The 19,874-nt window shown below is 62.2% G+C and carries 16 protein-coding genes; 10 read left to right on the forward strand and 6 right to left on the reverse strand.

Going from position 1 to position 19,874, the window contains the following annotated elements; all coding sequences use genetic code 11:
• Positions 1–157: 157 nt before the first annotated feature.
• Positions 158–2,086, forward strand: coding sequence for a transglycosylase SLT domain-containing protein (locus tag CGA22_RS02450; RefSeq protein WP_041023264.1), 1,929 nt, complete (start codon positions 158–160; stop codon positions 2,084–2,086).
• Positions 2,087–2,172: 86 nt separating this feature from the next.
• Here CGA22_RS02450 and CGA22_RS02455 read toward each other — a convergent pair whose 3' ends face one another.
• The gene (locus CGA22_RS02455) at positions 2,173–3,201 is read right to left on the reverse strand and encodes a Fic family protein (protein WP_041023269.1); all 1,029 of its coding nucleotides are present in this window, start codon (positions 3,199–3,201) and stop codon (positions 2,173–2,175) included.
• 60 nt (positions 3,202–3,261) lie between these two features.
• A complete protein-coding gene (locus tag CGA22_RS02460; protein ID WP_041023263.1) occupies positions 3,262–5,031 on the reverse strand; it encodes an ABC transporter transmembrane domain-containing protein in 1,770 nt (589 codons plus the stop codon).
• A 263-nt stretch (positions 5,032–5,294) separates the two neighbouring features.
• Here CGA22_RS02460 and CGA22_RS02465 point away from each other — a divergent pair, with 263 nt between their 5' ends.
• A complete protein-coding gene (locus tag CGA22_RS02465; protein WP_041023262.1) occupies positions 5,295–5,474 on the forward strand; it encodes a PA1571 family protein in 180 nt (59 codons plus the stop codon).
• A gap of 78 nt (positions 5,475–5,552) precedes the next feature.
• Here the strand turns inward: CGA22_RS02465 and pdxB are convergent, their stop codons facing one another.
• Positions 5,553–6,695, reverse strand: coding sequence for a 4-phosphoerythronate dehydrogenase PdxB (pdxB, locus tag CGA22_RS02470; protein ID WP_041023261.1), 1,143 nt, complete (start codon positions 6,693–6,695; stop codon positions 5,553–5,555).
• A 395-nt stretch (positions 6,696–7,090) separates the two neighbouring features.
• On the opposite strand from pdxB, the gene CGA22_RS02475 reads away from it, so the two are divergent.
• The gene (locus tag CGA22_RS02475; RefSeq protein ID WP_041023260.1) at positions 7,091–8,494 is read left to right on the forward strand and encodes an MATE family efflux transporter; all 1,404 of its coding nucleotides are present in this window, start codon (positions 7,091–7,093) and stop codon (positions 8,492–8,494) included.
• Here the strand turns inward: CGA22_RS02475 and tusA are convergent.
• Positions 8,491–8,742: a sulfurtransferase TusA gene (tusA, locus tag CGA22_RS02480; protein WP_041023259.1), complete on the reverse strand. Its 252-nt coding sequence runs from the start codon at positions 8,740–8,742 to the stop codon at positions 8,491–8,493. The two genes, CGA22_RS02475 and tusA, sit on opposite strands and share 4 nt — an antisense overlap.
• 143 nt (positions 8,743–8,885) lie before the next feature.
• Complete coding sequence (gene rlmM, locus CGA22_RS02485) at positions 8,886–9,989, reverse strand: 23S rRNA (cytidine(2498)-2'-O)-methyltransferase RlmM (protein ID WP_052435150.1); 1,104 nt, start codon at positions 9,987–9,989, stop codon at positions 8,886–8,888.
• 172 nt (positions 9,990–10,161) lie between these two features.
• Between rlmM and acnA the strand changes: the two genes are divergently transcribed.
• The 3 genes from acnA to CGA22_RS02500 all read left to right on the forward strand — a co-directional run bounded on the left by acnA (position 10,162) and on the right by CGA22_RS02500 (position 15,663).
• Entirely contained in the window at positions 10,162–12,903 is a 2,742-nt protein-coding gene (acnA, locus tag CGA22_RS02490; RefSeq protein WP_041023258.1) for an aconitate hydratase AcnA, read from the forward strand.
• Between the two features lie 329 nt (positions 12,904–13,232).
• Positions 13,233–14,021 (forward strand): CPBP family intramembrane glutamic endopeptidase, encoded by a 789-nt coding sequence (locus CGA22_RS02495; protein WP_041023257.1) that lies wholly within the window; start codon positions 13,233–13,235, stop codon positions 14,019–14,021.
• Positions 14,022–14,097: 76 nt separating this feature from the next.
• The gene (locus CGA22_RS02500) at positions 14,098–15,663 is read left to right on the forward strand and encodes a methyl-accepting chemotaxis protein (RefSeq protein WP_041023256.1); all 1,566 of its coding nucleotides are present in this window, start codon (positions 14,098–14,100) and stop codon (positions 15,661–15,663) included.
• Between the two features lie 110 nt (positions 15,664–15,773).
• Here the strand turns inward: CGA22_RS02500 and CGA22_RS02505 are convergent, their stop codons facing one another.
• Positions 15,774–16,466, reverse strand: a complete 693-nt coding sequence (locus tag CGA22_RS02505; RefSeq protein WP_041023255.1) for an alpha/beta family hydrolase — start codon at positions 16,464–16,466, stop codon at positions 15,774–15,776.
• A 94-nt stretch (positions 16,467–16,560) separates the two neighbouring features.
• Between CGA22_RS02505 and ccoN the strand changes: the two genes are divergently transcribed.
• From ccoN to ccoP, 4 genes are read left to right on the forward strand one after another with little or no spacing between them, the layout of a single operon-like run.
• Positions 16,561–17,985 (forward strand): cytochrome-c oxidase, cbb3-type subunit I, encoded by a 1,425-nt coding sequence (ccoN, locus tag CGA22_RS02510; protein ID WP_041023254.1) that lies wholly within the window; start codon positions 16,561–16,563, stop codon positions 17,983–17,985.
• A 10-nt stretch (positions 17,986–17,995) separates the two neighbouring features.
• Entirely contained in the window at positions 17,996–18,604 is a 609-nt protein-coding gene (gene ccoO, locus CGA22_RS02515) for a cytochrome-c oxidase, cbb3-type subunit II (RefSeq protein ID WP_024777895.1), read from the forward strand.
• A gap of 5 nt (positions 18,605–18,609) precedes the next feature.
• A complete protein-coding gene (locus CGA22_RS02520) occupies positions 18,610–18,813 on the forward strand; it encodes a cbb3-type cytochrome oxidase subunit 3 (RefSeq protein WP_041023253.1) in 204 nt (67 codons plus the stop codon).
• On the forward strand, positions 18,810–19,763 hold the full coding sequence (ccoP, locus tag CGA22_RS02525) for a cytochrome-c oxidase, cbb3-type subunit III (RefSeq protein WP_041023252.1): 954 nt from the start codon (positions 18,810–18,812) through the stop codon (positions 19,761–19,763). Before CGA22_RS02520 ends, ccoP begins: the two co-directional genes overlap by 4 nt.
• Positions 19,764–19,874: the final 111 nt, after the last annotated feature.

Consider the following 19,874-nt stretch of genomic DNA (forward strand, 5'->3'; position numbering starts at 1 on the left):
ATTTTCGTCGTTGAATCACTCTGCATAACAAATGTTGCGAACTTGCACCGACGGCCCCGCAAAGCTTTCGCCGGCTGCTGGCAAAAGGCTAAGCTACAGGCAGTTACCCTGGGTTACCCCTTGGGCTTTTCATGTTTTTTTTCTGCCCGGATGTCTCATGCGCAGTCGCCTTATTACTGTTCTGTCTTGTTTTTTCGTGTGTGCCACTGCCGTTCAAACCGCTCAAGCGGTGGATATTTCCACCCAGCGCCAGTATTACGATGAAGCCAAGCGAGCCTTGGCCAAGGGTGATTCCGGCCCCTATTTCCGTTATAGCCAGGCCCTGCGCGATTATCCGCTGGAACCGTACCTGGCCTACGACGAACTGACCGCTCGCCTCAAAAGCGCGAGCAATGCCGAAATCGAGAAATTCCTCGCCGAACACGGTGACCTGCCCCAGGCCAACTGGATGAAACTGCGCTGGTTGCGCTGGCTGGCCGAACGCGGCGACTGGGCGACCTTCGTCAAATACTACGACCCCAAGCTCAACTTCACCGAGCTGGACTGCCTCAATGCCCAGTACCAGCTCAGCCACGGCCTCAAGGCCGAGGGCTACGCCAACACCGAAAAGCTCTGGCTCACCGGTAAATCCCAACCACAGGCCTGCGATGCGCTGTTCGGCCTCTGGGCCTCCCAAGGCCAGCTGACCGAGCAGAAACGCTGGGAGCGCGCCAAACTGGCGGCCCAGGCCCGAAATTATCCACTGGCCAATAGCCTGGTCAGCGGCCTGGTCACCCTCGCCCCTCGTGGCAAATTGCTGGTGGACGTGGCGCAGAAACCCGAACTGCTCAACCAGCCCTCGCGCTTCATCCCGGCCGATGAGCCGATGTCCGATATCGTCAGCCTCGGCCTGCGTCGCCTCGCCCGCCAGGATCCGGATAAAGCCATGGCACTGCTGGACGGCTACGCCAGCACCATGCATTTTTCTCGCGACGAAAAAGTTGCCATCGCCCGGGAGATCGGCCTGACCCTGGCCAAGCGCTTCGACAGTCGCGCCCTCGATATGATGACGCAGTATGACCCGGAGCTGCGGGACGACACCGTTTCGGAATGGCGCCTGCGCCTGCTGCTGCGCCTGGGTCGCTGGGACGACGCCTATCAGTTGACCCGTCGTCTGCCCGAGTCGCTGGCCAGCACCAACCGCTGGCGCTACTGGCAGGCCCGCAGCCTGGAACTGGCTCAACCGCAAAACCCCGAAGCCTTGACGCTTTACAAGCACCTGGCTCGCGAGCGGGATTTTTATGGCTTCCTGGCTGCCGACCGCTCCCAATCGCCCTACTCGCTCGCCAACAAGCCCCTGGTGCTGAGCCAGGCCCTGATCAACAAAGTGCGCAATACGCCGGGTGTCCGCCGAGCCCTGGAATTCCATGCCCGCGGGCAGATCGTCGATGGGCGCCGTGAGTGGTATCACGTCAGCCGGCATTTCAGCCGGGACGAGATGGTCGCCCAGGCGAAGCTGGCCTACGACCTGAAATGGTATTTCCCGGCCATCCGCACCATCAGCCAGGCCAAGTACTGGGACGACCTGGACATCCGCTTCCCGATGGCGCACCGCGATACCCTGGTGCGCGAAGCCAAGGTCCGTGGCCTGCACTCGAGCTGGGTGTTCGCCATCACCCGCCAGGAAAGCGCCTTCATGGATGATGCGCGCTCCGGCGTGGGTGCCGCCGGCCTGATGCAACTGATGCCCGGCACCGCCAAGGAAACCGCACGCAAATTCAGCATCCCGCTGGCTTCGCCCCAGCAGGTGCTGGATCCGGACAAGAACATCGAGCTCGGCGCAGCGTACCTGAGTCAGGTCCACAGCCAGTTCAACGGCAACCGCGTCCTGGCCTCGGCCGCCTACAACGCCGGCCCCGGCCGTGTACGGCAGTGGCTGCGCGGCGCCGACCACCTGAGCTTCGACGTCTGGGTCGAAAGCATCCCCTTCGACGAAACCCGCCAATACGTGCAGAACGTCTTGTCGTACTCGGTGATCTACGGCCAGAAACTCAACTCACCACAACCGCTGGTGGACTGGCATGAGCGGTATTTTGACGATCAGTGAGCTGAAGCGTCCCCTATTCGGATAATGCCATCCTGTGGGATCGAGCCTGCTCGCTCCCACATTGGAGGGGTATGTGCCAGCAAGTCTCAGCCAAGCTGTGCCAAGGCCTGCTTGCCTGGCAGAGTAAGGCGATACCGTTGCGTCGGACTGCTGGGCGACTCTGGATCGGTCATTTCGATCAAGCCCGCCGTCAATGCCGGCTTGAGGTAGTTACCCCGAAAGGTAGCCTTGTGTACCAATCCCAACTTCCCCATCAGCTCACTGATTTTCAGTGGAGGCCCGCTGCCCAGTATTTGAAGCAGCCTGGCTACTGGGTCGGTTACCAGGTCGGTTACTAGGTCGGTGGTCGGCTCATTACGAATCGCCTCCCCAAGTGCGATGTTCAGCGACTGCAGCATGAACTCCACGAAAGGCGTTGCCTCGGCAAGCCGGTCGGCGGCCGATAATGCAGCGTAGTAAGCGTCCTGTTGAGCGCGAATGACTGCCTCAACCGGCAAATAAGCCATAATCGGCCTCCACCGGCTGAGAATCAGGGTTTGCCAGAGACGCCCCATTCTCCCGTTGCCGTCAGCGAACGGGTGAATGAACTCGAATTCATAGTGAAAAACGCAGCTGATCACCAGCGGATGCCAATCGCATGACCCGACCCACGCCAGCAGATCATCGATCAGATGCCCCACACGGCTGGGGGGCGGAGCCATATGCACCAATTGGTCGCCCCGATAGATGCCTACTCCAGCACGGCGAAACTGCCCTGCATCGTCAATCAAGCCCTGCATCAGTAGCTCATGTGCTCGAAGCAGGTCGGTCCGACTGTCAGGCCCCCAATCAGGCATGGCCTCGTAAGCGGCAAAGGCATTGCGCACTTCCTGGATCTCACGGGGCAACCCCAACACCCGCTGTCCGGCCAGAACCGCAGTGACCTGCTCGACACTCAAGGTATTGTTTTCAATCGCCAACGAGGCGTGAATCGTGCGGATCCGGTTTCCACGGCGCAATTGCGGAGTCTGTTGATGATCATTGACAGCCGAAAGCTGACCGATCTGCTCGCTGATGTCAGCAATCAACCCCAGCATCCGGGTCGTCAATGTCAACGGTGGCGCGTGACGACTCATACCCTTATCCAAGCCAGATAAACAGTACGACATGATGCCCCACATGGGCGCCAACAGCACTCATTGAGCCACCTCGCCTTGCTGGTTGAACTGCAACGCCGCCAACCGCGCATACAGCTCATTGCTGGCAACCAGCTCCTGATGCGTGCCTACCGCCACCACCCGGCCCTGATCCATCACCGCGATCCGGTCAGCGTTCTTCACCGTGGCCAGGCGATGGGCGATGACCAGGGTGGTGCGGTTTTTCATCAGGTTGGGCAGGGCTTGCTGGATCAGGTGTTCGCTTTGCGCATCGAGGGCGCTGGTGGCTTCGTCCAACAGCAGGATCGGCGCGTCCACCAACAGCGCCCGGGCGATGGCCAGGCGTTGGCGCTGGCCGCCGGACAACCCCAGGCCACCGTCGCCCAGGTGGGTCTGGTAACCATCGGGCATTTTTTCGATGAAGTCGTGGGCATGGGCAATCCGGGCCGCCTCGCGCACCTGCTCGGCAGTGGCGTCGGGATTGCCGTAGCGGATGTTTTCTTCCACGGTGCCGAAGAACAGCGCCGGGTTTTGCGAAACCAGGGCGAAATGACGGCGCAGGTCCAGCGGATCGAGTCGGGTCAGCGGCACCTCATCAATGAGAATCCGGCCTTGTGCCGGATCGTAGAAACGCAGCAACAAGTCATACACCGTCGATTTGCCCGCGCCTGACGGTCCGACGAGGGCGAGGGTTTCGCCAGCATTGACCGTCAGGTCCAGGCCGTCGACCGCATAGCTTTCCGGTCGGGATGGATAGGAGAACCGCACACTTTCAAGACGCAGGTCGCCCCGGACCCGCTTCGGCAACGTCACCAGGTCCGAAGACGGTGGCTGGATGATGTTCTGCGAACGCAGCAACTCGGCGATACGTTCGGCCGCGCCGGCGGCCCGTTGCAGTTCGCCGATCACCTCGCTCAGCGTACCGAAGGCGCTGCCGACAATCAGACTGTAGAACACGAATGCCGCCAGCTCACCGCCGGAAATCCGCCCGGCGATCACGTCCATGCCGCCCACCCAGAGCATTACGCCCACCGCTCCCAGCACCAGCACGATCACCAGGGTGATCAGCCAGGCGCGCTGGGCGATGCGTTTGCGGGCGGTTTCGAAAGCCTGCTCCACCGTGACGGCAAAACGTCGCTCATCCTGGACCTGATGATTGTAGGCTTGCACGGTCTTGATCTGGCCCAGGGTTTCCGAAACGTAGCTGCCGACATCGGCGATACGGTCCTGGCTCTGTCGGGACAGGCTGCGCACCCGACGACCGAATACCAGGATCGGCGCCAACACCAGCGGCAGCGCAATCACCACGATGCTGGTGAGCTTGGGGTTGGTGATGAACAACAGCACGATGCCACCGATGACCATCAGGGCATTGCGCAGAAACAGCGACAAGGACGAACCGATCACCGATTGCAGCAACGTGGTATCGGCGGTCAGGCGCGACTGGATCTCCGAGCTGCGGTTGTTTTCATAAAACCCCGGGTGCAAGTACACCAGATGGTTGAAAACCTGTCGCCGGATGTCGGCCACCACGCGCTCGCCAATCCACGACACCAGGTAGAACCGGGAGAAGGTCCCGATTGCCAGGCCTATCACCAGCACCATGAACAAGCCGATGGACTGGTTCAGCAACTGAGGAGAACGGGTCATGAAACCCTGGTCCACCAGCAACCGGATGCCCTGCCCCATGGACAAGGTGATACCCGCCGTGACGATGAGCGCCAACAACGCGCCGACGACCTGCTTGCGGTAAGGGGCGATAAAACCACTGGCCAGGCCTATGGCACGGCGATGTTGGGAAGAAAGCATCAATAGCGTCCGATAATGCAACAGGGGAAGGGTCGGTCAACGGCACCGAAGCGCAGCGTAGCGGAACCTTATTGAATCAGAATGAGTCAGGTTAAATATAAACGCGATGACCACCCACTAGAGGGTATCGGTCTAAAGTCTGACTGGAAACGTACAAGTATTTCTGTTTGAGTAGAGCTGTCGTCATGACCGACAAGGAGTGTCATTTCTCAGTCACCTGACGACAGTACAGTAGACATTAAAACCTGATGAGGAGACAGGCCATGTCCTTGCAACACAGCAGCGACGACAAGATTCAAGTGATCCGCACGCAACCGGACCAGTCCCTGGGCTGCTCGTTCATCGACGCCCAAGGGCGCGAAGTACCGATCACCGAAGAGATGATCCAGAAAGCCTGCAGTGAACTTGAACAACGACTGGTCAAGCCTGCCGAACAAAAGTGATACAGCCCGTCTTCGATTGAACCCGACCCTGTGTCGGGTTTTTTGTGCCCATGGACTGTGCAAACCCTGTGGCGAGGGTTAAAGGGGGGTGGCACCCAGCGCATTCACGATCCGCTGCAACGCCGGTGATTGCCCTTCAATGCGCACCTTCAAACTGTCGATCTCCCGGCGCGGCGGGTAATGTTTGCGCAGGGCATCGAAGGCACTGCGTTGCTCGCTGACCGTTCCCACCAGGCTACGGCGAAAGTCCGCATCGTCACGACGCGGGTCGTATACGCCACGGCACAGCGCGGCCAGCGCCCAGGCCGGGTCGGTGGCCGCGTCCAGGGTGATACCGCCCAGCCAGGGACGGGGCAGCAGATCGCCGAGACTGACTGCAACCGGTGTCTCCAGGAACGCGCACAAGGCTTCATAGATCTGCGCCGTGCCGCGCTGGCGACCATCGAGGCTGTAGCCGGCAATGTGTGGCGTGGCGATCACGCACAGGTCGGCCAGGTCCACGTCCACCGTGGGCTCCTGCTCCCAGACATCCAGCACCGCTTGCAGGTCTTCGCGCGCCAACAACACATTGCGCAACGCAGTGTTATCGATCACCGGCCCGCGGGCCGCATTGATCAGCCAGGTGCCGGGCTTGAGGCGATTGAGGCGTTGCTCGTCGAACAGATGCCAGGTCGGTTGCTCGCCGTCGCGCGTCAGGGGGGTATGCAGGCTGATCACATCGCACTGCTCGATGATCTGTTCCAGGCTCACATAGTCGCCGCCCTCGTTCGCCTGGCGGGGTGGATCGCATACCTTCACGTCCCAGCCCAGGCCTTTGAGCACATCGATCAAGCGTCCGCCCACCTGGCCCGCGCCGACCACGCCGAAGGTACGCTGCCGCAGATCCGCGCCTTCGATTTCAGCCAGGGTCATCAGGCTGCCCAGCACATAGTCCACCACGCCACGGGCATTGCAGCCCGGCGCACTGGCCCAGCGGATACCGACCTCGGCGAAGTAATCTAGGTCCAGGTGATCGGTGCCTATGGTGCAAGTGCCGACAAAACGCACGTTGCTGCCTTCCAGCAACTCACGATTGACCCGGCTGACGGAGCGCACCAGCAACACATCGGCCTGCGCGACGATATCCCGGTCAATGCTGCGCCCCGGTACCCGGCGGATCTCACCGAAGCCCTTGAAAAAGGCATCGAGCAGGGGAATGTTTTCGTCGGCGACGATCAGCATGGCAAAGCTCCTTTGGCGGGGTGGGCAGTGTAGGCGTTCCGGTGTGTCTGCGCATTAGTGGAAGTGAATGATGGTGAGCTGGCAGTCGCGGCTTTCTGTGGGAGCAGGGCTTGTCCCAATGTCGGTCAGTTAAGCCATGGGAGCAAAGCTTGCTCGCGATAGCGGTAAGTCAGCCAGCAATAATGTTGGCCGGCCTGCGGCTATCGCGAGCAAGCTTTGCTCCCACGGGTTTTGCGCCGTTCGATCCTTAACCGACCGGCATCAGGATAAGCTTCGCTCCCACAGGTTTCGCCCCCGGGGACCGTTTACAAATCCCCAACACAGCTTTTTTCCTGACCATTGCGTCAACGCGTAGAATCCGCCGCCTTGCGCTTAATTTTTCGGACGCTTCGCCTGTGAATCCCGTGATCGACACCCCTACCCTTCTCTCCCGCCCGGCCCGGATTCGTCTGGAGGTCAGGACGCTGCTGGCCCTGGCGCTGCCAATCATGGTGGCGCAACTGGCGACCACCGCCATGGGCTTCGTCGATGCGGTGATGGCCGGTCGTGTCGGCCCACGGGACCTGGCGGCGGTAGCACTGGGCAACTCGATCTGGGTGCCGGTGTTTCTGTTGATGACCGGCACGTTGCTGGCGACTACGCCGAAAGTCGCCCAGCGCTTCGGTGCTGGAACCTTCGACGAAATCGGCCCGCTGGTGCGCCAGGCCCTGTGGCTGGCGCTAGTGGTCGGGTTGATGGCAACGCTGGCGCTGTTCAGTGCCGAGCCGATCCTGCACACCATGAAGGTGGACCCGGAGCTGATCGGCCCTTGCATGGAGTACCTGCGAGGGATCGGCACCGGCCTGCCGGCCGTGGCGCTGTACCATGTACTGCGCTGCTTCAGCGACGGCCTGGGCCGCACGCGACCGGCGATGGTATTGGGGTTGTGCGGATTGGCGCTGAACATTCCGCTCAACTACATCTTCATCTACGGACACCTGGGCGTGCCGGCCATGGGCGGCGTCGGTTGCGGCTGGGCGACGGCTATCGTCATGTGGGTGATGGCCCTGGGCATGGCCGGCTGGACACGCTGGGCGCCGGCCTATAGGTCGAGCCATTTATTCAGCCGTTTCGATTGGCCGCGCTGGGCCGTCATCCAGCGCCTGCTGGGGATCGGCCTGCCGATTGGCATCGCGGTGTTTGCCGAGTCGAGTATTTTTGCGGTGATTGCGCTGCTGATCGGCAGCCTCGGCGCCACGGTGGTGGCCGGGCATCAGATCGCGCTGAACTTCAGTTCGCTGGTGTTCATGATTCCCTACTCCCTGGCCATGGCCGTGACGGTAAGGGTCGGCCAGACACTGGGACGGGGCCAGCCTCGCGAGGCGCGTTTCGCCGCCGGCGTGGGCATGGGCGCGGCCCTGGTGTATGCCTGCCTGTCGGCGAGCCTGATGTTGGCGCTACGCGGCCCCATCGCCGCGATCTACACCGCCGACCCGGTGGTGATCGACGTCGCGTCGATGTTGATCGTTTACGCGGCGCTGTTCCAGTTTTCCGACGCGATCCAGGTCACCGCGGCGGGCGCGTTGCGCGGCTACCAGGACACGCGGGTAACCATGATCCTGACCCTGTTCGCCTACTGGGGCATCGGCTTGCCGGTGGGTTACGCCTTGGGGCTGACCGATTGGTTCGGCGCGGCCAGCGGCCCGAGCGGGTTGTGGCAAGGCCTGATCGTGGGCCTGAGCTGCGCGGCGCTGATGCTGTCGATCCGCCTGGCCCGCAGCGCGCGCAAACAGATCCGCATCAGCCGCTCGATGGGTTAAGCGAGCTTCTTGCGGATCCAGTAGCGGTACGTACCGTCCACCTCGTCCTGGGCCACCAGTTCGTGGTCGAGAAACACGCAGAACTTGGGGATGTCGCGGCGGGTCGAGGGGTCGGTGGCAATCACCTTCAATAGTCCGCCCGGCACCAGGTCGCGAATGTGCTGATGCAGCATCATCACCGGCTCAGGGCAGTTGAGGCCGGTGGCGTCCAGCGTGCCGTCGACCGGCGTATCGTTCATTTCACTCATGTTCTACTCCTGAAACTGGCCGGCATTGTCGCGCAATGTCGGGTTGGAACAAAGCCCGCATATTTCGGTTCTGTGGGCGCAAGGTTGTGGGAGCAAGGCTTGCCCGCGATGCGGGCGCCGCGATTCTGAAAGACCGCGTTGACTCATCGCGAGCAAGCTTTGCTCCCACCAGGCTTGGTTCCCACAGGCTTCTTGCTGTCCAGCCGCCGCAAATGGCACGTCACCTCTTCGCGGTCGTGGTACAGCTGCTTGCACCCGATCTGCACCTTGATCCCCCGGGCCTTGAAGCCCTCGGCAATGCGTTCGAGCAGGCGTTTCACTTCGGCATAGCGCTGCTTCATCGGCAGCTTGAGGTTGACCACTGCCTCGCGACAATGGCCCTCGCCGATCCACTCTTCCAGCATCGCCGCATTGCGTGCCGGCTTCTCGACGATGTCGCAGACCATCCAGTCAACCGGCTGCTTGGGTTTGAAGGTAAAGCCATCCGCCATCAGGTGTTGCACCAGGCCCGTGTCCATCAGGCTTTCGGCCATCGGGCCGTTGTCGATGGCGGTCACCAGCATCCCGCGATTGACCAGTTGCCAGGTCCAACCGCCCGGCGCGGCCCCCAGATCCACACCGGTCATGTCACTGTGCAGGCGCTCGTCCCACTGGTCCCGCGGAATGAAGTGGTGCCAGGCTTCTTCGAGCTTGAGGGTCGAGCGGCTCGGTGCTTCCCGAGGGAACTTCAGGCGCGGTATGCCCATTGGCCACATCGCCGAGTTGTCCGCCTCCGCCAGCCCCAGGAACACTTCACGGCCACTTTTGAACGTCAGCAGCAGGCGCGGCTTGTGCGGATCGTCCACCAGTTTGCCGGCACCGGACAGCGCCTTGCGCAGCGGGCCTTCGAATTTCTTGCAGAAGTTCGACAGTTCCTTGCCATCGTTGGTGTCGACCACCTCCAGCCACAGGCTGCCGCAAGCCGGAAACTGCGCCATGTGGGACAGGATGACACTGATACGGTCGGTTTCCGGCAGATCAATGAAGGTGCCACGGGCCCATTGGCGCGGAAAAATCAGGCCGGCGAAACGCTGGCCGCGCATCAGCCGCTCGGCGCCGTCCTCTTCGGTGCAGACGAATTCAGCGCAGGCACTGGCCGGCTTGGCCTTGGCATAACCGGCCACGTTGAGCCTGGCGGCGTGTTCGGCGATCTCGGAACAGACCTCGCCCTCGAAGCCCGGCCGGCAGTGCATGAAAAGCGTGTTCATTGAAACTCCGTAGCAAAGCCTGTCACGAAAATCGGCGCATGATAGCGGACTTCGGAACCCCGAACCTGCCCATAGAGTCCAGTGATTAGTCATACGCTCGAAACAGGGCTAGGTTAAAGGCTCTGTCCGTCCCGTCAGTCCGTAACCGTGCGGACTCAAAGGAGTGATTTCAATGCCATCCCTCGATAGCCTGAAAACCCTTAAAACACTGCAGGTCGACGCCAAGGCCTACCACTATTTCAGCCTGCCGGACGCCGCCCGCAGCCTGGGTGACCTGGACAAGCTGCCCATGTCGCTGAAAGTGCTGCTGGAAAACCTGCTGCGCTGGGAAGATGAAAAGACCGTCACCGGCGCCGACCTCAAGGCGCTGGCCGGGTGGTTGAAAGAACGCCGTTCCGACCGCGAGATTCAATACCGCCCGGCACGGGTGTTGATGCAAGACTTCACCGGTGTCCCGGCCGTGGTCGACCTGGCCGCCATGCGCGCCGCCGTGGAGAAGGCCGGCGGCGATCCCCAGCGGATCAACCCGCTGTCGCCGGTGGACCTGGTGATCGACCACTCGGTGATGGTGGACAAGTTCGCCAGCCGCCAGGCGTTCGAGCAGAACGTCGACATCGAGATGCAGCGCAACGGCGAACGCTACGCCTTCCTGCGCTGGGGCCAGAGCGCCTTCGCCAACTTCAGCGTGGTGCCACCGGGCACCGGGATCTGCCATCAGGTCAACCTCGAATACCTGGGGCGCACCGTCTGGACCAAGGAGGAAGACGGCCGCACCTATGCCTTCCCGGATACGTTGGTGGGCACCGATTCCCACACCACCATGATCAATGGCCTCGGTGTACTGGGCTGGGGTGTCGGTGGGATCGAGGCCGAAGCGGCCATGCTGGGCCAGCCAGTGTCGATGCTGATTCCCGAGGTCATCGGCTTCAAGCTCACCGGCAAGCTGCGCGAAGGCATCACCGCCACCGACCTGGTCCTCACCGTCACACAGATGCTGCGCAAGAAAGGCGTGGTGGGCAAATTCGTCGAGTTCTATGGCGATGGCCTCGCCGACCTGCCCCTGGCCGACCGCGCCACCATCGCCAACATGGCCCCGGAGTATGGCGCCACGTGCGGTTTCTTCCCGGTGGACGACGTCACCCTGGATTACCTGCGCTTGTCCGGACGCCCGGCGGAAACGGTGAAACTGGTAGAGGCCTATTGCAAAGCTCAGGGCTTGTGGCGCTTGCCTGGCAAGGAACCGGTGTTCACCGACACCCTGGAGTTGGATATGGGCAGCGTCGAAGCCAGCCTGGCCGGGCCGAAACGCCCACAGGACCGGGTTTCACTGCCCAATGTCGGCCAGGCGTTCAGCGATTTCCTGGGGCTGCAGGTCAAACCCACCAGCAAGGAAGAAGGTCGCCTGGAAAGCGAAGGCGGCGGTGGCGTCGCGGTGGGCAATGCCGATCAGGTGGGTGAGGCCGAGTACGAGTTCGAAGGCCACACCCATCGCCTGAAAAACGGTGCAGTGGTGATCGCGGCCATTACTTCCTGCACCAACACCTCCAACCCCAGCGTGATGATGGCCGCCGGGCTGCTGGCGAAAAAAGCCGTGGAAAAAGGCCTGACCCGCAAGCCCTGGGTCAAGAGTTCCCTGGCTCCGGGTTCCAAAGTGGTCACCGATTACTATCAGGCCGCCGGCCTGACCGAGTACCTGGATCAACTGGGCTTTGCCCTGGTGGGCTACGGCTGCACCACCTGTATCGGCAACTCCGGGCCCTTGCCGGACCCGATCGAAAAAGCCATCCAGAAAGCCGACCTGACCGTGGCTTCGGTACTGTCGGGCAACCGTAACTTCGAAGGCCGCGTGCATCCGCTGGTCAAGACCAACTGGCTGGCCTCGCCGCCGCTGGTGGTGGCCTACGCCCTGGCCGGCACGGTGCGTATCGATATCAGCAGCGAACCGCTGGGTAATGACCGCGACGGCAACCCGGTATACCTGCGGGACATCTGGCCCAGCAGCAAGGAAGTCGCCGACGCCGTGGCTCAGGTGGACACCGGCATGTTCCACAAGGAGTACGCCGCCGTGTTTGCCGGCGACGAGCAATGGCAGGCCATCGAGGTGCCGCAAGCGGCGACTTACGTCTGGCAGGCGGACTCGACCTATATCCAGCACCCGCCCTTCTTCGACGGCATCGACGGGCCACCACCGGCCATTCGCAACATCGAAGGCGCTCGGGTACTGGCCCTGCTCGGCGATTCGGTCACCACCGACCACATCTCCCCGGCCGGCAATATCAAGGCCGACAGTCCGGCCGGGCGGTACCTGCGTGAACAAGGCGTGGAACCCCGGGACTTCAACTCCTACGGCTCAAGGCGCGGTAATCACCAAGTGATGATGCGTGGCACGTTCGCCAATATCCGGATCCGCAACGAAATGCTCGGCGGCGAGGAAGGCGGCAATACGATCTACATTCCCAGCGGCGAAAGAATGCCGATCTACGACGCCGCCATGCTGTATCAGGCCAAGGGCACGCCGCTGGTGGTGATCGCGGGGCAGGAATACGGCACCGGCTCCAGTCGGGACTGGGCGGCCAAGGGTACGAACCTGCTGGGGGTCAAGGCGGTGATCGCCGAAAGCTTCGAGCGCATCCACCGTTCCAACCTCGTGGGCATGGGCGTACTGCCTTTGCAGTTCAAGCTCGATCAGAATCGCAAGAGCCTGAACCTGACCGGCAAGGAAACCCTGGACATCCTTGGCCTGAACGACGTCGAGCTGACGCCGCGGATGAACCTGCCGCTGGTGATCACCCGCGAGGACGGTAGCCAGGAGCGGATCGAAGTGTTGTGTCGGATCGATACCCTGAATGAAGTGGAATACTTCAAGGCAGGCGGGATCCTGCACTACGTCCTGCGGCAATTGATTTCAGGTTAAACGCAATTCCTGTGGGAGCGGGCTTGCTCGCGAAGGCAGTCGTTCTGTTGTTGCTGCAATGACTGGACCAGCGCTTTCGCGAGCAAACCCGCTCCCACAGTCCTGCCCTTGGCTGAAAAGTATCAATCACCAGATCAATCGCCGCTTTTTGTATCGCTGCGCTTATACTCTCCCCCGCCGACGCCCAAGGATCTGGGTCAGCCGGCCGATTTTCCACGCCTACGCATGAATCTGCATGGATACAAATATGTGCTCTTTGCGCGACATGGCAACGTCGTAGACGCGGCGGCCACTTTCGCCCAAAGCTCCACAGCCTAAAAGGACGTTATATGCCTGCTTTACCCTGGCCCTACCTGGCCCTCCTGTCTGTGGGCTACTGCCTTGCCGTGGCCTACGGAAAACTGGCCTGGACCGCCGCCATTTCAATCGCACTGTTGCTACTGGCCGGCTATGCGGTTCGCCAGCGGCAAATACCGATCGGCCGCTTTCTCGGTCACGCTGTTTTCCTCGTCCTGGCCCTGGCACTGGCCCTGCACTGGATGCCGGGTTTTTTCAACGGACGAGCGATCCCGCCCCATCGCCTGACCGATGACGCCGCACCGTTTGCCATGTACTTGAATCAAGACAAGCCGCTGATCGGTTTCTGGCTGTTGCTGGCGTGCCCATGGATCGTCGGCCGGCGCACGCTTGGCCTGTCGATCCTGGCCACGGCCCTGGGTCTGACACTGAGCGCGATATTGGCCTTGGGTGGGGCAATCGTGCTGGGCATGATCCACTGGGCACCGAAGTGGCCGGACCATGCATGGATCTGGGTCGCCAACAACCTGTTACTGGTGACGGTGGTAGAAGAAGCGCTGTTTCGTGGCTACATTCAAGGCAGCCTGAGCCGGCGCTTCAGTCATCTGGCCCATGGCGACAACCTGGCATTGCTCCTGGCCTCGCTGCTGTTCGGCCTGGTACATGCCGGCGCGGGTTGGCACTGGGTGCTGCTGTCGGGCCTCGCGGGGGTCGGCTACGGTCTCGCCTATCGCTTTGGCGGCCTGGGCGCGGCAATTGCCACCCACTTCGGCCTCAATCTGCTTCATTTCGCCCTGTTTACCTACCCGATGCTGGCGTGATACCGACGGGGAAAATAACTTCAATAAAAACCTGACGTTGCCGACAACCTGTAAAGCCTTGCGGATTATCACGACCATGCGTAACAACCAACCCATCACACAACGCGAAAGGACCTTTCCGGCCCAGCAACGATTGATCTCCACCACCAATGCCAAGGGCGTGATCACCTACTGCAACGACGCGTTCGTTGAAATCAGCGGGTTTTCCAAGGAAGAACTGATTGGTTCGCCCCACAACCTGGTGCGCCACCCCGACGTCCCGTCGGCCGTGTTCGCCCATATGTGGAACACCCTGAAACAAGGCTTGCCATGGATGGGCATCGTCAAGAATCGCTGCAAAAGCGGCGATCACTATTGGGTCAACGCCTACGTCACTCCGGTGTTCGAAGGCAACCAGGTGGTCGGCTACGAGTCGGTCCGGGTCAAGCCCAGCGCAGAGCAGATCGCCCGCGCCGAAGCCCTCTACCTGCGCATCAACCAGGGCAAGTCGGCGGTTCCCGGCAGCGACAAATGGGTGCCTATGCTCCAGGACTGGCTGCCGTTCATCCTGGTCAGCCAGTTGAGCTTCGTCGTGGGCGCCTTCCTCAATTCCTCCTGGGGATTTGCCCTGGCCGCCCTGCTGTCGGTGCCCCTCGGGCTGATGGGCCTGCAATGGCAGCAACGCGGGATCAAGCGCCTGCTGCGCCTGGCCGAACAAACCACGTCCGATCCGCTGATCGCCCGGATGTACACCGACAGCCGTGGCGTCCAGGCACGCCTGGAAATGTCGATCCTCAGCCAGGAAGCTCGCCTGAAAACCTGCCTGACCCGCCTGCAGGACACCGCCGAGCACCTCAATGAGCAGGCGCGACAGTCCAACACCCTGGCCCACAACAGTTCCAGCGGCCTGGAACGCCAGCGCGTGGAAACCGAACAGGTGGCCACCGCGGTCAACCAGATGGCCGCCACCACCCAGGAAGTCGCCAGCCACGTGCAACGCACCGCCGACGCCACCCAGGAAGCCAACCGCCTGACCGGTCGCGGACGCGACATCGCCGGGGAAACCCGCGAGGCCATCGAACGCTTGTCCGTGGTGGTGGGCGAAACCGGCCAGACCGTGACCCAACTGGCCAAGGACAGCGACGAGATCGGCGGCGTGGTGGACGTGATCAAAGGCATCGCCGACCAGACCAACCTGCTGGCCCTCAATGCCGCCATCGAGGCGGCCCGTGCCGGCGAAATGGGCCGCGGCTTTGCCGTGGTGGCCGATGAAGTCCGGCAACTGGCGCAACGCACCAGCGAATCCACCGGGCAGATCCACGCCTTGATCGCCAAGCTCCAGCAAACCGCCACCAATGCCGTGCAGACCATGGACGCCGGCCATCGCCAGGCCGAAGAAGGCGTGGCGCGGGTGATGGAAGCGGACGCAGCGCTGGTGGGCATCAGCGAAGCGGTGGCCAACATCACCGACATGACCACCCAGATCGCTGCCGCCACAGAGGAACAGAGCTCGGTGGCCGAGGAGATCAGCCGCAACATCAGCAACATCTCGGAACTGGCCGACCAGACCTCGGGACAGGCCCACAGCTCGGCGCTACTGAGCGAAGAACTGACCCGCACGGCCAATACCCAGTATTCGTTGGTGGAGCGGTTCAACCGCTGACTGTTGGTTTTGTTCTGTCAGACCGCCATCGCGAGCAGGCTCGCTCCCACACTTGGAATGCAATTCCCTGTGGGAGCGAGCCTGCTCGCGATGAGGCCCGCCCAACCACCTCACACCCGAAGCAGAAACCCCGCCACCCCCAGCGCCGCAGCCTCCAAGTGCTGCTCATGACTGAATCCCGAAGCCTTCAGAGGCTTCAAATCATGATCCCCCGCCACCAACCACAGCACCTCAATACTCGGCGATAAGGTGTAGCCCTTCACCGCCTCACGACTGCCCAGCGCATCGCGTTCACCCTGGACGATCAACGCCGGGGTCTTCAACCCGGCCAAATGCTCGACCCGGGGTTTCTCCGGCTTACCTGCCGCATAAAAGGGATAGCCCAGGCACACCAGGGCGTCCGCTTGCAGTTCGTCGGCCAACAGGCTGGCCATCCGCCCGCCCATGGACTTGCCACCGATGGCCAGCCGTCCAGCGACATAAGGCCGCACCGTGGCGTACACCTCACGCCAGCATTCCAGCAGCCTGGGGGCGGGATTGGGTGGTCGTTTGCCGCCGTCAAGGCGTCGTTGGGCCATGTAGGGAAATTCGAAGCGCAACACGTTGACTCCATGGGCAGCAAGGCGTGCGGCCATTTCGTTCATGAAGCCGCTGTCCATCGGCGCACCGGCACCGTGGGCAAGGACCAGGGTGGGCGCCCCGGCAGCGGCGCCCGATTGCGCCGCCGTCCACAGCCAGCCGTGTTGTGCCACGCACCGCGCCCATTGATCCCCGTCAATACTGGCCTTGTGCTGTTTGTCCATGCTTGCCTCGCTTTCAGTCTGCCTATAACTCCAGGCGAAGAGGTCGCGCTGCCTTGCGCAGGGCGCTCTTCGGCTGAACCGTGGATGGGGAACCATGAACACTTCTATCAGTACCGCCTACAACTACAAGGTGGTCCGCCAATTCGCCATTATGACGGTGGTGTGGGGCATCGTCGGCATGGGGCTCGGGGTTTTTCTCGCCGCCCAATTGGTCTGGCCGCAGCTCAACTTCGATTTGCCCTGGACCAGCTTCGGTCGCCTGCGCCCGCTGCACACCAACGCGGTGATCTTCGCCTTCGGTGGCTGCGCCCTGTTCGCCAGTTCGTTCTATTCGGTACAGCGCACCTGCCAGACCCGGTTGTTTGCACCCAAGATCGCTGCGTTCTGCTTCTGGGGCTGGCAATTGGTGATCCTGCTGGCGGCCATCAGCCTGCCGCTGGGCTACACCAGCTCCAAGGAGTACGCCGAGCTGGAATGGCCGATCGACATCCTGATCACCATCGTCTGGGTCGCCTACGCCATCGTGTTCTTCGGCACCGTGGCCAAGCGCACCACCAAGCACATCTACGTGGGCAACTGGTTCTTCGGTGGGTTCATCCTGACCGTGGCGATCCTGCACATCGTCAATAACCTGGAACTGCCGGTGAGCTTCACCAAATCCTACTCGGTGTATGCCGGGGCCACTGACGCGATGGTGCAATGGTGGTACGGGCACAACGCCGTAGGCTTTTTCCTCACCGCAGGCTTTTTGGGGATGATGTACTACTTCGTGCCGAAACAGGCCGAGCGTCCCGTGTATTCCTATCGCTTGTCCATCGTCCACTTCTGGGCGCTGATCACCCTGTACATCTGGGCCGGTCCGCACCACCTGCACTACACCGCGCTGCCGGATTGGGCGCAGTCCCTGGGCATGGTGATGTCGCTGATCCTGCTGGCCCCCAGCTGGGGCGGCATGATCAACGGCATGATGACCCTCTCGGGCGCCTGGCATAAGTTGCGCAGCGACCCGATCCTGCGCTTCCTGGTGGTGTCCCTGGCGTTCTACGGCATGTCGACCTTCGAAGGTCCGATGATGGCGATCAAAACTGTCAACGCCCTCTCCCACTACACCGACTGGACCATCGGCCACGTCCACGCCGGCGCGCTCGGCTGGGTGGCGATGATTTCCATCGGCGCGCTGTATCACATGATCCCGAAAGTCTTCGGCCGGCCACAGATGCACAGTATCGGCCTGATCAACGCGCATTTCTGGCTCGCGACCATCGGCACCGTGCTGTACATCGCCTCGATGTGGGTCAACGGCATCGCCCAGGGCCTGATGTGGCGCGCGGTGAACGAGGACGGCACGCTCACCTACTCCTTCGTCGAAACCCTGGTGGCCAGCCACCCCGGCTTCATCGTGCGGCTGGTGGGCGGGGCGGTCTTCCTCAGCGGCATGCTGCTGATGGCCTACAACACCTGGCGCACCGTGCGGGCCTACCAGCCTGCCGAAGCCGCCGCTGCCGCGCAGATGGCTTGAGGAGTCCGCCATGAAACACGAAACAATCGAAAAAAACGTCGGCCTGCTGATGCTGCTGATGGTGCTGGCCGTGAGCATCGGCGGCCTGACCCAGATCGTGCCGCTGTTCTTCCAGGACGTGACCAACAAACCGGTGGATGGCATGAAGCCCTACACCGCCCTGCAACTGGAAGGCCGCGACATCTACATCCGCGAGGGTTGCGTCGGCTGCCATTCCCAGATGATCCGCCCGTTCCGCGCCGAGACCGAGCGCTACGGCCACTATTCGGTGGCCGGCGAAAGCGTCTGGGACCACCCGTTCCTGTGGGGCTCCAAGCGCACCGGGCCGGACCTGGCCCGGGTCGGCGCGCGCTACTCCGATGACTGGCACCGCGCGCACTTGTACAACCCGCGCAACGTCGTGCCCGAGTCGAAGATGCCTGCCTACCCGTGGCTGGTGACCCAGGCGGTGGACAGCAGCCACACCGAAACCAAGCTGCGCGCCATGCGCACCCTCGGCGTGCCCTACACCGATGACGACATCGCCGGCAGCGTAGCCTCACTCAAGGGCAAGACCGAAATGGACGCACTGGTGGCCTACCTGCAAGTGCTTGGCACTGCCATCAAGAGCAAGAGGTGAGCCCGATGTTTCTTGAAATGAGTACTGGAATGATTCGCGGCCTGGGCACGGTCGTGGTGTTCGTGGCCTTCATCGGCCTGCTCCTGTGGGCATTCAGCAGCAAGCGCGGCCCGGAGTTCGCCGAGGCGCGCCTGCTGCCGTTCGCCGATGAACCGCCCGCCGACATCCCCCATCCCCAAGCCCCTGCAACAAGGAGTACCCGGCCATGACCACCTTCTGGAGTACGTGGATCTGCGTACTGACCCTCGGCAGCCTGATCGGCCTGACCTGGCTGTTGATCGGTACCCGCAAGGGCGAGACCAAAGGCAGTGTCGACCAGACCATGGGCCACAGCTTCGACGGTATCGAGGAGTACGACAACCCGCTGCCGCAATGGTGGTTCCTGCTGTTCGCCGGCACCCTGGTGTTTTCCGTTGGTTACCTGGTCCTGTACCCGGGCCTGGGCAACTGGAAAGGCATCCTGCCCGGCTACGACAGTGGCTGGACCGGCGTCCATGAATGGGAAAAGGAAATGGCCAAGGCCGATGCCAGGTTCGGGCCGATCTTCGCCAAGTTCGCCGCGATGCCCGTGGAAGAAGTCGCCAAGGACCCGCAGGCCTTGAAAATGGGTGGCCGCCTGTTCGCCTCCAACTGCTCGGTTTGCCACGGCTCGGACGCCAAGGGTGCCTTCGGTTTCCCGAACCTGACCGACAACAACTGGCGCTGGGGCGGCGCGGCCGACACCATCAAGACCACCATCATGGGGGGACGCATGGCAGGGATGCCGGCGTGGGGTGAAGTGCTGGGGGACACCGGGGTCAAGAACGTCGCAGCGTATGTACGCCATGATTTGGCCGGCCTGCCGCTGCCAGCGGACAGCGGCGCCGACCTGGAAGCCGGCAAACAGGCGTTCAGCACCACCTGCGTCGCCTGCCACGGCGCCAACGGCCAAGGCACCGAAGCCATGGGCGCGCCGAACCTGACGCAACCGGCGGGCTTCATCTACGGCACCAGCCTGGCGCAGTTGCAACAGACCATTCGCCATGGCCGCCAGGGCCAGATGCCGGCGCAAAACGAACTGCTCGGCAATGACAAGGTGCAACTGCTCGCGGCTTACATCTACAGCCTGTCCCACCCTGCCGGTGCCGAGCGCCTGCAAGCCGAACGCAAAAGCGAATAAATCCTGCCCCCATGAACAGCCGCATCCATCGGATGCGGCGACTCCATGCCTGCGCGCGACGCATTGTCGCACCCTCCCAAGGTCTTTCTTTCGGTTCCTCGGAATCGGGTC

This window comes from Pseudomonas sp. PSB18, from assembly GCF_014596565.1.
GTDB lineage: Bacteria > Pseudomonadota > Gammaproteobacteria > Pseudomonadales > Pseudomonadaceae > Aquipseudomonas.

Coding starts and splice junctions, on each gene's coding strand:
- CGA22_RS02450 (WP_041023264.1), top strand. CDS start 158: ATGCGCAGTCGCCTTATTACTGTTCTGTCTTGTTTTTTCGTGTGTGCC.
- CGA22_RS02455 (WP_041023269.1), bottom strand. CDS start 3,201: ATGAGTCGTCACGCGCCACCGTTGACATTGACGACCCGGATGCTGGGG.
- CGA22_RS02460 (WP_041023263.1), bottom strand. CDS start 5,031: ATGCTTTCTTCCCAACATCGCCGTGCCATAGGCCTGGCCAGTGGTTTT.
- CGA22_RS02465 (WP_041023262.1), top strand. CDS start 5,295: ATGTCCTTGCAACACAGCAGCGACGACAAGATTCAAGTGATCCGCACG.
- pdxB (WP_041023261.1), bottom strand. CDS start 6,695: ATGCTGATCGTCGCCGACGAAAACATTCCCCTGCTCGATGCCTTTTTC.
- tusA (WP_041023259.1), bottom strand. CDS start 8,742: ATGAGTGAAATGAACGATACGCCGGTCGACGGCACGCTGGACGCCACC.
- rlmM (WP_052435150.1), bottom strand. CDS start 9,989: ATGAACACGCTTTTCATGCACTGCCGGCCGGGCTTCGAGGGCGAGGTC.
- acnA (WP_041023258.1), top strand. CDS start 10,162: ATGCCATCCCTCGATAGCCTGAAAACCCTTAAAACACTGCAGGTCGAC.
- CGA22_RS02495 (WP_041023257.1), top strand. CDS start 13,233: ATGCCTGCTTTACCCTGGCCCTACCTGGCCCTCCTGTCTGTGGGCTAC.
- CGA22_RS02500 (WP_041023256.1), top strand. CDS start 14,098: ATGCGTAACAACCAACCCATCACACAACGCGAAAGGACCTTTCCGGCC.
- CGA22_RS02505 (WP_041023255.1), bottom strand. CDS start 16,466: ATGGACAAACAGCACAAGGCCAGTATTGACGGGGATCAATGGGCGCGG.
- ccoN (WP_041023254.1), top strand. CDS start 16,561: ATGAACACTTCTATCAGTACCGCCTACAACTACAAGGTGGTCCGCCAA.
- ccoO (WP_024777895.1), top strand. CDS start 17,996: ATGAAACACGAAACAATCGAAAAAAACGTCGGCCTGCTGATGCTGCTG.
- CGA22_RS02520 (WP_041023253.1), top strand. CDS start 18,610: ATGTTTCTTGAAATGAGTACTGGAATGATTCGCGGCCTGGGCACGGTC.
- ccoP (WP_041023252.1), top strand. CDS start 18,810: ATGACCACCTTCTGGAGTACGTGGATCTGCGTACTGACCCTCGGCAGC.